The sequence below is a fragment of the Hymenobacter ruber genome (genome assembly GCF_054783255.1).
Genome location: NZ_BAAGQX010000001.1, coordinates 71,376 through 84,156 on the forward strand (window position 1 = coordinate 71,376; position 12,781 = coordinate 84,156).

The 12,781-nt window shown below is 62.3% G+C and carries 12 protein-coding genes; 4 read left to right on the forward strand and 8 right to left on the reverse strand.

The features are described from left to right. Positions 1–8 precede the first annotated feature (8 nt). The 3 genes from ACYVM5_RS00380 to ACYVM5_RS00390 form a co-directional block, all read right to left on the reverse strand. Complete coding sequence (locus ACYVM5_RS00380) at positions 9–1,901, reverse strand: efflux RND transporter permease subunit (RefSeq protein ID WP_460616203.1); 1,893 nt, start codon at positions 1,899–1,901, stop codon at positions 9–11. After that, positions 1,894–3,246, reverse strand: a complete 1,353-nt coding sequence (locus ACYVM5_RS00385) for a CusA/CzcA family heavy metal efflux RND transporter (protein ID WP_460616204.1) — start codon at positions 3,244–3,246, stop codon at positions 1,894–1,896. Before ACYVM5_RS00385 ends, ACYVM5_RS00380 begins: the two co-directional genes overlap by 8 nt. A gap of 162 nt (positions 3,247–3,408) precedes the next feature. Next, entirely contained in the window at positions 3,409–3,804 is a 396-nt protein-coding gene (locus ACYVM5_RS00390) for an HYC_CC_PP family protein (protein WP_460616205.1), read from the reverse strand. Positions 3,805–4,402: 598 nt separating this feature from the next. Here ACYVM5_RS00390 and ACYVM5_RS00395 point away from each other — a divergent pair. The 4 genes from ACYVM5_RS00395 (at position 4,403) to ACYVM5_RS00410 (ending at position 8,755) form a co-directional block, all read left to right on the forward strand. Next, positions 4,403–5,314, forward strand: a complete 912-nt coding sequence (locus ACYVM5_RS00395) for a serine protease family protein (protein WP_460616206.1) — start codon at positions 4,403–4,405, stop codon at positions 5,312–5,314. A gap of 133 nt (positions 5,315–5,447) precedes the next feature. After that, positions 5,448–7,730, forward strand: a complete 2,283-nt coding sequence (locus ACYVM5_RS00400; RefSeq protein WP_460616207.1) for a heavy metal translocating P-type ATPase — start codon at positions 5,448–5,450, stop codon at positions 7,728–7,730. Positions 7,731–7,742: 12 nt separating this feature from the next. Then, the gene (locus tag ACYVM5_RS00405) at positions 7,743–8,120 is read left to right on the forward strand and encodes a cupredoxin domain-containing protein (RefSeq protein ID WP_460616208.1); all 378 of its coding nucleotides are present in this window, start codon (positions 7,743–7,745) and stop codon (positions 8,118–8,120) included. Positions 8,121–8,131: 11 nt separating this feature from the next. After that, positions 8,132–8,755 (forward strand): helix-turn-helix domain-containing protein, encoded by a 624-nt coding sequence (locus ACYVM5_RS00410; protein ID WP_460616209.1) that lies wholly within the window; start codon positions 8,132–8,134, stop codon positions 8,753–8,755. A gap of 92 nt (positions 8,756–8,847) precedes the next feature. On the opposite strand, the gene ACYVM5_RS00415 is transcribed toward ACYVM5_RS00410, so the two are convergent. The 5 genes from ACYVM5_RS00415 to arsB all read right to left on the reverse strand — a co-directional run bounded on the left by ACYVM5_RS00415 (position 8,848) and on the right by arsB (position 12,777). After that, positions 8,848–9,690, reverse strand: a complete 843-nt coding sequence (locus tag ACYVM5_RS00415; protein WP_460616273.1) for a DUF4238 domain-containing protein — start codon at positions 9,688–9,690, stop codon at positions 8,848–8,850. A gap of 116 nt (positions 9,691–9,806) precedes the next feature. Beyond that, entirely contained in the window at positions 9,807–9,989 is a 183-nt protein-coding gene (locus ACYVM5_RS00420; RefSeq protein ID WP_044518383.1) for a hypothetical protein, read from the reverse strand. 122 nt (positions 9,990–10,111) lie between these two features. Further along, positions 10,112–11,212 carry an ArsO family NAD(P)H-dependent flavin-containing monooxygenase gene (locus tag ACYVM5_RS00425; protein ID WP_460616210.1) on the reverse strand — a complete coding sequence of 367 codons (1,101 nt, stop codon included), beginning with the start codon at positions 11,210–11,212 and terminating at the stop codon, positions 10,112–10,114. Continuing rightward, entirely contained in the window at positions 11,212–11,643 is a 432-nt protein-coding gene (locus ACYVM5_RS00430) for an arsenate reductase ArsC (RefSeq protein ID WP_460616211.1), read from the reverse strand. The genes ACYVM5_RS00425 and ACYVM5_RS00430 overlap by 1 nt, the downstream gene beginning before the upstream one ends. Before the next feature lie 27 nt (positions 11,644–11,670). Next, positions 11,671–12,777 (reverse strand): arsenic resistance protein, encoded by a 1,107-nt coding sequence (gene arsB, locus ACYVM5_RS00435; RefSeq protein ID WP_460616212.1) that lies wholly within the window; start codon positions 12,775–12,777, stop codon positions 11,671–11,673. Between the last annotated feature and the right edge of the window lie 4 nt (positions 12,778–12,781).

Genomic DNA, 12,781 nt, shown 5'->3' on the forward strand with positions numbered 1-12,781 from the left:
TTCATGGCTTAATGCTTCACGGCCAGCACGTCGAGCTTGCCGAACTTGCGGAGCTCGTACTCCTTGGTCATGAGAAAAATCAGGGGCGTGACCAGCAGAATGTGGGTCGAGGAGGTGAACACCCCGCCAATCATGGGCAGCACGATGGGCAGCATCACGTCGGAGCCCGTGCCCGTGGCCCAAAGCACCGGCACGAGGCCGAACAACGCCACCGATACGGTCATCAGCTTGGGCCGCAGCCGCTTGGCCGCCCCGTGAAACACGGCATCGCGCAGGTCCTGCTTGCTGATGGTTTCGCTGGAATTGCCCTTGGCGGCCACGAGCTGCTGCATGGCGTCGTTGAGGTAGATGACCATGATGACGCCCGTTTCCACGGCCAGCCCGAACAGGGCAATGAAGCCCACGGCCACCGCCACCGAGAGGTGCACCCCGTAGAAATACACCATGTAGGCCCCGCCAATCAGGGCGAAGGGAATGGTAACCAGGCTCAGCAGGGCCTCCCGCACCGAGTGGAAGGCGAAGTACAAGCAGCCGAAGATGACCAAAAGCACGATGGGCAGGATGAAGAGCAGCGTGCGCTGCGAGCTAATCAGGTTTTCGTACTGCCCGCTCCACTCCAGGTAGTAGCCGGCCGGCAGCTTGCCCTGGATGCGCTGCACCCGCTCCATGGCTTCCTTCACGGTGCCGCCCAGGTCGCGGTCGCGCACGTTGAAGAGCACCGCCCCGCGCAGCTGCGCGTTCTCGGAGTTAATCATCGGCGGCCCGTTCACGAAGCGCAGCCTGGCCACCGCCGAGAGCGGCACCGGCCCGTAGGCGGTGGTCTGGATGGGGATGCGGCCCAGCGCGGCCACGCTGTTGCGGAAGTCTTCGGCCAGGCGCACGTTGATGCTGAAGCGCCGCCGGCCTTCCACGGTAGTAGCGACGGGCGCGCCGCCGATGGCGGTTTCCACCACTTCGTTCACTTGGTCCACGCTCAGGCCGTAGCGGGCCAGCTGCGGGCGGTCGATGTCAATCTGCAGGTACTTGCCGCCGGTGATGGGGTCCACGTAGAGGTCCTGCACGCCGGGCACGCCGGTGAGCGCCGCCCGTACCCGCTGCGATACCTGGTAGATGGTGTCGAGCTGCTGGCCGTAGACTTTCACGCCCACGTCGGTGCGCACGCCGGTGCTCAGCATGTTGATGCGGTTGATGATGGGCTGCGTCCAGCCGTTGACCACGCCCGGAATCTGCAGCTTCTCGTTGAGCTCGGCAATGAGCTTGGCCTTGGTCATGCCGGCCCGCCACTCGCTGCGGGGCTTGAGCTGGATGATGGTTTCAATCATGCTCAGCGGGGCGTTGTCGGTGGCCGTGCTGGCCCGCCCGGCCTTGCCGAGCACGCCGGCTACTTCGGGCACCTGCTTGATAATCTTGTCCTGCACCTGCAGGATGCGCTTCACCTCCGTGTTCGACACGTCGGGCTGCGTGATGGGCATGAACAGAATCGAGCCCTCGTCGAGTGGGGGCATAAACTCGGTGCCCAAGCTCAGCAGCAGCGGAATGCTGATGGCCAGCAGGGCCAAGTTGATGGCGATGGTGGTCTTGCGCCAGGTCAGGCACCAGTTGATGAGCGGGGCGTACACCCGCTCCAGGCCCCGGTTGATGGGGTTCTGCTCTTCGGTTTTGAATTTGCCCTTCATGAAAAAGGACAGCAGTACCGGGGCCAGCGTCACGGCCAGCACCGCGTCGATGAGCAGGATGAAGGTCTTGGTGTAGGCCAGCGGGTGAAACAGCTTGCCCTCCTGCCCGGTGAGCAAAAACACCGGCAGGAAGGAGGCCACGATGATGATGGTGGAGAAGAAGATGCCCCGCGAGACCTGCTGGCTGGACTTCTCGATGATGGCGAGGCGCTCGTCGTTAGTCATGGCGGATGGGTTCAGTGGTGGAAATGGGAGCAACTGGCACGGGTGGGCCACCGGATGGCCCGGCAGCCACGGCTTCTTCGGCCGCCTGGTGCAGGGCCAGGTTGCGGTAAGCATTCTCGGCCATCACGATGCCGTTGTCGACGATGACGCCGATGGCCAGGGCAATGCCGGTGAGCGACATGATGTTGGAAGAGATGCCGAAGGCGTTGAGCAGGATGAAGCTGGCGGCAATGGTAATCGGGATTTGCAGCAGGATGCTCAGCGCGCTGCGCCAGTGAAAGAGGAACACCAGCACCACCAGCGACACCACGGCCATTTCTTCCAGCAGCGTGTGCTGGATGTTGGCCACCGACTCCTCAATCAGCCCACTGCGGTCGTAGACGATGTTAAAGGAAACGCCCGCCGGCAGGCCCTTGGCCACTTCCGTCATCTTGGCTTTCACGCGGGTTATCACGTCGTCGGCGTTCTCGCCGTAGCGCATCACCACGATGCCGCCCACGGCCTCACCCTCGCCGTTGTGGTCGAAGATGCCCAGGCGGCTCTCGCCGGTCATCTGCACGGTGCCCAGGTCCTTGAGCCGCAGCGGCACCCCGCCGGCGCGGGTGAGCACCGGCACGTTTTCCAGCGTGGCCACGTCCTGGATGTAGCCGCTGGTTTTGATGATGTAGCCGACGCTGGCCTGCTCAAACTTGCGCCCGCCGGCCTCGTTGTTGTTGCTGCGCACCGCCGCCAGCACCTGCGGCAAGGTCACGTTGTAGTAGGTCAGCTTGGTGGGGTCCACCGTCACCTGGTACTCGGGCTGGAAGCCGCCGAAGCTGGCCACCTCGCTCACGCCGGCTACGGTTTGCAGGCCGAACTTCACGTACCAGTCCTGCAGGGCGCGCTGCTCGCCCAGGTCCAGCTTAGGGGCGTTCAGGGTGTACCAGAGCACGTGGCCCACGCCGGTGCCGTCGGGCCCGAGGGTGGGCGTGATGCCGGCCGGCAGCAGGCGCTGCGCGTAGTTGAGGCGTTCCAGTACCCGCTCGCGGGCCCAGTAGATGTCCGTGTTGTCATTGAAGATAACGTACACGAAGCTCATGCCGAACATGGAGGCCGCGCGCACGGCCCGCACCTGGGCCAGCCCCTGCAGGTTGGTCACCAGCGGGTAGGTCACCTGGTCTTCGATAATCTGCGGGCTACGGCCCATCCACTCGGTGAAAACAATGACCTGGTTTTCGGACAGGTCGGGGATGGCGTCAATCTTGCTGGCCCGCACCGAAAACGCGCCCCACACGAGGAGCCCGGCGGCGACCAGCAGCACCAGCACCCGATTCCGCAGGGAAAAGGAAATGAGTTGCTCTATCATGTAGAATACAGCACTTTAGGGAGAAGCGTCAGCGAACCGGAAACCCAGGCAGGGACATCGGTGGGCATAAGAGCCCAGACGCGGGGACCGTCCAGCCACCAGGGGCTGGACGCACCAAAGCCCCAGCGCCGGTCGGCGTGGGGAGCAGAGCAACCCGGAAGGCTAGACTAGGAAGGCATGCCCGCGCACGTAGGCCGGGCATTCGGGCGGCGGGGCCGCGTGGGCCAGCAGCTGGGCGGCCGGCTCATCGGCCGGGTAGATTACTTGCGCCAGCTGCCACACCAGGCGCAGCACGGCCGGGGCGGGCACCGCTTCCGGAGCCTGCAGCTTGAAGTGGGCGGCCGAAAGCTTGATGTCCTTGAGCGCGCTGCTCACTTTCTGGTCGTGGCAGCAGCGCCCGGCGGGCTTGCCCGCATCCTGGCAGCAGCAGTTGGTATCGCCGTCCTGCGCCACCGTCACCGACGTCAGCTGCTGCCCACAGAAGTGCATGCTGTACACCAGCCCGGGGCTGGACAGCAAGTAGCTAAAGAGCAGAAACAGACTGACGAAACGCTTCACGCAGAGAACGGGCCCACCGGGGTTTGGAGTATAGGCAAAGTACGGGCGTACCGCCCGGAAGTTATGAACAGGATTTCTCCGGAATGGTGCAAGATTTCCCGTCAGCTATGTTGCGCTCCTCCCCGTGGCAACAGTAGCCGAAGCTGGTTGGGGACCCTTGAGGCAGCGAGCCAACCTCAATAAGGAGCCCGGCTACGGAGCAGAGCTAACTCTCCACCCGGACGCCGCAAAGGTAGAAACCTTATCGCGGAAGGATTCAAGGCATTCGGTGCGTCACAAGTCACCGGCTGGTACCCCAGGCCGATGCCCAGCCAGCTGGGGCCCTTTAATAGACAGCATTCGGATTGACTTGTAGGCATTTTCGGCCGCGTAGCAGGAAATGTAAGGGCAGGTACGAAATCGCAAGATTATGCAAGCGGCCGGCTTAATTGTGTAAGCCCGGTGCGGCTAACTACCTGATAACCGTGTAGGGCTCCGAAAATAAAATCGGCCCCTTTTCCAAAAGCAGGGCTGGAAAACGTATTCATCAGTGGGAAGGGCATTCAGGGCTTCATTCTCCGGTGTCCCAACCAATAACTTAATTTTTACCCTTTTACCCATGGCCTTTACGCCTACTCCCCCTTCGCTTTTACAAGAAGTCAAAGCTCAACCCCTCAACATTGCTACCGCGGCAATCCTTAAATCGACCATCCAATTTTTTTACACGCACAAAGGCCGCATCGCCGCCTGTGGCAGCGGGGTGCTACTAACCCTGGATGGGCGCTTCTTCGTGGTGACGGCAGCGCACGTCATCGCCGGCAAGTGTAACGAGACGTTCGTGATTCTGCCCCCGCACGAAGTCACCCTGGCCGGTGAGCTGCGCATTACCGCTCTGCCTGCCTCGGGCAAACGGAAGGACGACAAAATTGACCTGGCCGCGCTGGAGCTGACCGACGAATCGCAACTTGCCCGCCTGCAGGAAGCCTACCACTTCCTGACCCTTTCGGAGCTCTCCACGAGTCCCCGGCACCTGACGGACGTCTACCTGTCCGTTGGCTTTCCGGCGGCGAAGACCCGGGCTTTCGATGGCCAGGTGAAAACGGCACCCTACCCGCTGCAAACCCAATTGGCGGGCGAATTTGATTACGCCCGGTCCGGGCTCCACCCGGCTACTCACCTCGTGCTCGACTTTACCGGCGACGTGGTGTCGGCCACCAATCCGCAGCCGCACAAGCGCCCCAAAATGGAAGGCATCAGCGGCAGCGGCCTCTGGGACACGGGCAATTACCTGCACCTCGACCCCGCCTTAGAAAAGAAGCTGGTTGGCATTGTAACCGAAGAGCTGACGCTCAACCGACGGAAGTACCTGCTTGTGACCCGAACCACCGTGCTGCTGGAGTTTCTGCGCCAGAGCTTCGGCTTGCAAATTCCCGTTTCCACGACCGTTAAAGTAAACCTGGGCTCCGCCCGATGGCGCCTCGCTGCCTGGCAGGCAAAACAGGCTGCCCAGGATGGCGGTGCTGCGGTATAGGCCGACAAATTATGCAATTCTGCGGCGGTATTTAGTACCAACTTCGCCAAGGGGTTGCCGTTCCTTTGTATGGTGTTTGTGGGCATTGTCACGTTGTAGCCAAGTCCAGCAACTACTTCGTAACCTACTAGTTATGGAACCGACTACTAAAACCGAAACCCTCGACATCGAAGGTATGACCTGCGCCTCGTGCGCATCCTTCGTCGAGAAGTCGCTCAGCCGCACGCCGGGCGTGCAGCGGGCGATGGTCAACTTTGCCACCGAAAAGGCCACCGTGGACTACGTACCCACGCAGGCTTCCCCGGCCACGCTCAAGGATGCTGTCATCAATGCCGGCTATGGCGTGATGGAGCGCGCCCCCGACACCAGCGCCGCCGAGCGCAGCGCCGAAATCGACCGCCAGAAGGCGCTGGCATACCAGAAGCTCAAGCGCCGCTTCTGGGTAGCCGTGGGCCTGGCCGTCATCATCATGCCCCTAAGCATGCTCATGCTCTGGCCGGCCATCATGGCGCGCATCAACATGCAGTGGCTTAACTACGCCCTGCTACTGCTCACGCTTCCCGTGCTGCTTTACAGCGGGCGCGAGTTCTACGTGTCGGCCTGGAACGGCTTCAAGCACCGGGCCGCCAACATGGATACGCTCATTGCCGTGGGCACCGGCGCGGCCTTTCTCTACAGCCTGGCGGCTACCGTGGTGCCCGGCTTTTTCACCAGCCGGGGCCTGATGCCCGAGGTGTACTACGACACGACGGCCACCATCATTGCCCTGATTCTGCTGGGCAAGGTGCTGGAGCTGCGGGCCAAAACCCAGACCTCGGCCGCCATGCGCAGCCTCATCGGCCTGCAAGCCAAAACGGCGCGCGTGGTGCGGCCCGATGGCGCGGAAGTCGACGTGCCCATCGAACAGGTGCAGCTGGGCGATATCGTCGTGGTGCGCCCGGGCGAGAAGGTGGCCACCGACGGCCTCATTACCGAAGGCAGCTCAGCCCTCGACGAGGCTATGCTCACGGGCGAAAGCCTGCCGGTGCAGAAGCAGGCCGGTGACCCGGTGTTCGGGGCTACGCTCAACAAAACCGGCTCCTTCCGCTTTCGGGTGACCAAAGTAGGGGCCGACACCATGCTCTCGCAGATTGTGAAGCTGGTGGAAGATGCCCAGGGCAGCCGCGCGCCCATTCAACGGCTGGCCGATAAGGTCAGCGCCATTTTCGTGCCCACGGTGGTGGTCATTGCCATTCTCACGTTCGTGCTCTGGTTTGATTTGGCCCCGGCCGGTACCCGCCTGCCGTTGGCGCTGGTCAACTTCGTGGCCGTGCTCATCATTGCCTGCCCGTGCGCGCTAGGGCTGGCCACGCCCACGGCCATCATGGTGAGCACCGGCAAGGGGGCCGAGCACGGGGTACTGATTCGCAACGCTGAGGCGCTGGAAAAGGCTTACCAGGTAAACACCGTGCTGCTCGATAAAACCGGCACCATCACCCGCGGCGAGCCCGCCGTGACGGATTTCTGGACGCTGCCCGGCCCTACCGGGGCGGCCCAGGAGGCCGGCCAACTGCTGCAAGTAGTGGCCGCCGTGGAACGCCAGAGCGAGCACCCGTTGGCCGAGGCCGTGGTGCGCCACGCCGAGGCGCAGGGCGCGGCCAGCCTGACGGCGACCGGCTTCCGGGCCGTGGAAGGCAAAGGGGCCGCCGCCACCGTGAGCGGCCAGGCCGTGCTCATCGGCAACCGTCGACTGCTGGCCGACGAAAGCGTGAGTCTCTCGCCCGACCTGATTGCGCAGGCCGAGCAGCTGCTGAGCCAGGCTAAAACCGTGCTTTACATTGCCGTGGCCGGCCAGGCTGTGGGCCTGGTGGGCGTGGCCGATACCGTGCGCGATACGTCGGCCGCCGCCATCAAAAAGCTGCAGGCCCTGGGCATTGAGGTGGTGATGATGACCGGCGACAACGCCGAAACGGCCGCCCAGGTGGCCGGGCAGGTGGGCATCACGCGCTACTTCGCTGAGGTGCTGCCCGCCGATAAAGCCTGCAAGGTGAAGGAGCTGCAGGCCGAGGGCCGCATCGTGGCCATGGTCGGCGACGGCATTAATGACGCGCCGGCGCTTGCCCAGGCCGACATCGGGCTGGCCATCGGCTCGGGTACCGACGTGGCGATGGAAGCCGCCGGCATCACGCTCATGCGCTCCGACCTGAACGGGGTGGTGACGGCCATCGAGCTGAGCCGCCAGACCATCCGCACCATCAAACAGAACCTGTTTTTTGCCTTCGTCTACAACACGCTGGGCATTCCCGTCGCCGCCGGGTTGCTCTACCCCTTCTTCGGCATCCTGCTCTCGCCCATGCTGGCGGCCGGGGCCATGGCCCTTAGTTCGGTGTCGGTGCTGACCAACTCGCTGCGCCTGCGCTCCTTCGACAACCATTAATTCCGCTCTGCTATGGATACCCTCGCCATTATCGTGACCGTCGCCGGCCTGGCCCTCGCTGGGTTTGTGCTGTGGTACTTCTTTTTTTCGGCCCGCCAGACGGCCAGCGCCGTGTCTACTTCCGGCGGCGTGCAGGAGGTGGCCATCACCGTGAAGGGTGGCTACTCGCCCGACGTGATTGAGGTGGAGCGCGGCAAGCCCGTGCAGCTGAGCTTCTACCGCGACGAGGAAAACAGCTGTTCGGAGGAGCTGCTGATGCCGGATTTCAGCATCCGCCGCAACCTGCCGGCCTTTAAAACCACGCTGGTGGAGCTGCTGCCCAAAGAAGCCGGGACATTTAGCTTCACCTGCGGCATGGGCATGCTGCGGGGTAGCTTAGTGGTGAAATAATGCCGCACCCCATGAAAGCCGACGTCAGCATCGCCCACGTCCTGCCGCCGCCCGGTTCGCACCGGCTGCTGATTAAGAACATGGTGTGCCCGCAGTGCATCCGGGTGGTGCGCGAGGAGCTGACGGCGCTGGGCCTGACGGTGCACCGCGTGGCGCTGGGAGAGGCCGACGTGTCCACTCCCGACGGGGCGGCCCCCGACTGGTCAGCCATCCGGGCCAGCCTGCAGGACGCCGGGTTCGAGCTGCTGGAAGACCCCCGCGACCAGCTCGTGGACCGCATCAAAACCTTGCTGGTGGCCCTGATTCACTACCCGCCGCCCGGCCCGCGCCTGCTCAACTACTCGGCGTACTTGGTGGAACACCTGAGCAAGGACTACCACTATCTTTCCCATTTGTTCTCCGCTTCCGAAGGCCTCACCATTGAGAAATTCATCATCCGCCAGAAGGTGGAGCGGGCCAAGGAGCTGATTGGCTACGGTGAGCTGCCCATTGCCGAAGTGGCGCAGCAATTGGGCTACAGCAGCCCGGCGCACCTCTCGCGCCAGTTTCGGCAGGTGACTGGTCTCACTCCCACCGAGTTTCAGCGGCTTGGCCCCGCCAGCCACGCCCGTCGCAGTTTGGATTCGCTGATTTGAGCGAACTCGGCAGCGGTCATACCAGAGATTGCGCGACGTGGGAAGTACAATTACTCAGGGTTTCAGGCCGCGCTCAGCGAATCTGGAAAGGGTTAGGCAATAAAATCAAATAAGTGCTTTGTGAGCTGTCCTATTTGATTTTGAGTTTGCATCACGTCGTACATTTTTACGATGGTTTCCAAATGCGTTTTGCTCTTGCAGGCAACGTAACGCGTGGAATAGTGAAGGGTAGCCAAGTCCTTCTGGATAGTAAAAATTGGGCTTTTAATCCGCTTCTGCGCCCCGTGCTTGTAAATAAACGTGTCGGTAGCGCTTAGCGGAAAGATGAAGTCTTCGAGCTTGCTATAATCAGTATTGGGCCTTTCCAGCAGGGGGCAGTCTCCAATCACGGAGGGAAACCGTTCATCGGGCTGCGAGTGAATAAACCAGCTGGCGTGAATGTCGGTAAGCTTATCCTCGTCAAACAACGGCAGCAGGGGCAATAGAATACGCTTCGCCTCTTTGATAGCATCCGAATCCACCAACTGGTTCAGCTCGTTCTGGTCCACTGGTTTAGCTTGGTCGATGGGCCGGATTTCAGCTTTTAAGTCGGCCAGGCTTAATTTCTCTTTCAGTTGGCCAAACTCCGGGTCGCTCGCCGGTATGCGCCATTTAAGCGAGTTGGCCAGCGCCACAATGCTTACTACTTCTTCGAGAGAAGCTTTTCGAGAGCGAAGAACGTTTTGCAAATCGGCGGCGGCCTTGTCATCCAAAGCTGCATACAGGGCTTCCAGATGGTCTTTGGGCTGGCCGTGAAAGAGCACTGTATTCCGGTCCATCTCAAAGAATATAGCCTTCGGACTTTGCCGCTGCTTGGCTATCCTACCCGTCTGCTTATCAAGCAAGTAGAGCAATCCGTCCGCATCCGCGAAATTCTTGATGAGGAACTGGGGTATCTAGTGATGTCGGCGTGATACCTGCATGAGCGGTGGGTGGGCAGTAGTTTAAAATAAAAAAGCGACTCCAAGTTCGGAGCCGCTTTTTTATTAGAAAAAACAGAGTAGAAGTAGTGCTATTTGCCTCCCTTCTCTTTTCGCACGCCTTTGAAGGGCGTGCCGTCTTGCTTCACGTCCATGAACTGGCCGTTGGTGGTGTTCCGCTTCACGTATTGCTCCGTGACGGGGTTGAAAACTTGCGAACGGTCGCGCACAGCGCCGTTGCGGTGGCCGTCGCCGGCTGGTTTGTTTGTCGCCATAATGGGCAGGTGAGAGGGAAAAACTCTCGTAACCTCAACCGCTGGCTCGGCAGAAGAATTCCACACTGACCGATTGGCGCCAATTGAATTAATCGACCTTTAAACTGTTGATTTATTGGTTGCTATGCGGGTGGTGCTGCCGGAGCCAGAAACGCCCGGATTTCCTCGACGGTGGCCCGGGCCGAGCGGCCCACGCCAATGAGGGTAGCCGACGCGAAGCCGGTCCAGCTGCCGTAGCCCACCAGCCACAGGCCCGGCAGCGCGGTGGCCTGCGTACCGGTCGTGGCCACGCGTCCATCGGGCTGCACGACATCCAGGTCCGCCAGAAACGCAAGGGCAGGCCGGAAGCCCGTGCACCAGATAACCGCGTCCACGGCTTCTTCCCTCCCATCGGCCCATACGACGCCCGTGCGGGTGAACCGCGCAAACGGCCGCACGCTGCCCAGCACGCCCCGGCTCCGGGCTTCCTTCACCGGCGGCACCATCACCACGTCGCCCAGGGAGGGCGGCGGGGCCGGGGCCTCGCTGCCCTGCGCGTGGTAGCGCTGGGTGGCCTGCGAAAACAGCACCCGGCCGTCCACATCATCGGGCAGAAAGCGGGGCTCCCGTTCCGTCACCCAGGTCGTTTTCGCCACCCGCGATACTTCGGCCAGCACCTGCGCGCCGGAGTTGCCGCCGCCCACCACCAGCACCTGCTGCCCGGCAAAGGGCGCCGCCGCATGGTAGTGGGCCGAGTGCAGCTGCACGCCGCCAAAGTCAGCCTGGCCGGGATATGCCGGCACGAAGGGGTTGCTCCAGCTGCCGGTGGCGCATACTACCGCCCGGCCCTGCCAGGTCCCGGCATCCGTTTGCACGGTGAAGCCTTCCCCCGACCGGGCCACAGCGGCTACGCGCACGGGCCGCCGCACCGGCAGCGCGTACCGCTGCTCGTACTGTGTGAGGTAGTCTATCACGGCATCCCGGGCCGGAAAGCCGCTATCCGCTGAACGCGGCATGAGCCAGCCCGGCAGCGAGCTGGCATCGGCCGGAGAGAACAGCCGCAGCGAGTTCCAGGCGTGGGGCCAGGCCCCGCCGGGCTGGCGTTGGTCATCTAACAGCTCAAAAGCGAGGCCCGCCCGCCGCAGATAATAGCCCACGGCCAGTCCGCTCTGGCCGGCTCCGATGACCAGTACGTCGGTAGTGAAGTCGGTGGGCGCAAGCAGCGGGCCAGTGTTGACAGGCATTAAGTAGTTTGGAATTGCGCCTGCACGAAGTCGTGGGCGTAGGCTTTCACCTGGTCACGCACGCTGCGAAACTGGTCCATGATTTCTTCCTCGCTGCCGGTCGCCTTGGCCGGGTCGGGGAAGTTGTGGTGCAGCTTCTTCGCAGTGGACGGAAATACCGGGCACACCTCGTTGGCGTGGTCGCACACGGTAATTACGTAGTCAAACGGCACGGCGGTGTATTCGTCCACATGGTTGCTGGTATGGCGAGAAATGTCTACGCCATCCTCGGCCATTACGCGCACGGCGCGGGGGTTGAGGCCGTGCACTTCGACACCGGCGCTGTACACGTTGGCGTGCTCGCCCAGGGCTTGTTCGAGGTAGTCGTGCAGCAGCTGGCTGCGGCAGGAGTTACCGGTGCAGAGCACCAGCACGTTTTTCTTGTCAGACATGAGCAGGGGAAAAAGCAGGGAGGAGATTTACGCGGCTGAAGCCACCGTTTTGCCGCCGTACCAGCGGCGGCGGAACCAGAAGGCCAGGTTGACCAGGGCAATCAGCGCCGGCACCTCAATCAGCGGGCCGATGACGCCCGCGAAGGCCTGGCCCGAGTTCAGGCCGAACACGCCGATGGCCACGGCAATGGCCAGCTCGAAGTTGTTGCCGGTGGCCGTGAAGGCAATGCTGGCATTCTCGGCGTAGTCGGCCCCTAGGTACTTGCCCGCCGCGAAGCTGAGCACGAACATGATGCCGAAGTACAGGGCCAGCGGCAGGGCAATGCGCAGCACATCGAGCGGCACCTGCACGATGGTTTCGCCCTTGAGGCTGAACATGACCACGATGGTGAGTAGCAGTGCCACCAAGGTAATGGGGCTGATGGCCGGGATGTACACCTTCTCGTACCACTCGTCGCCTTTCAGGCGGCGCAGCGCGGTGCGCGAGAGGAAACCGGCCGCGAAGGGAATGCCCAGGTACACCAGCTCGCTCTGCGCAATGTCCCAGATGCCAATGTTCACCGCGTAGCCTTTCAGCCCGAAGTAGGGCGGCAGCACCGTGATGAACAACCAGGCCAGCACCGAGTAAAACAGCACCTGAAAGATGGAATTGAGCGCCACCAGCCCGGCGGCGTACTCGCGGGAGCCGTCGGCCAAATCGTTCCAGACCAGCACCATGGCAATGCACCGCGCAATGCCAATCAGAATCAGGCCCATCATGTACTCGGGCTTGTCGGGCAGCAGCCAGATGGCCAGGAAAAACATGAGCAAGGGCCCGAGTACCCAGTTCAGAAACAGCGAGAGGCCGATGATGCGCGTGTTTTTGAATACCCTTGGCAGCTGCTCGTACTTCACCTTGGCCAGCGGCGGGTACATCATCAGAATCAGGCCGATGGCCAGCGGCACGTTCACCGTGCCCACCGAGAAGTAGTTGATGGCTCCGTTGATGCCGGGCACAAAGTAGCCTAGGCCGACGCCCAGGGCCATGGCCAGGAATATCCAGAGCGTGAGGCCCCGGTCGAGGCCCGAAAGTTTCTTTTCGGCCAGCGCGGCGGGGGCCGGGGCGGCGGGCAGGGGTTGGTTCAGGGTGGTCATAAGA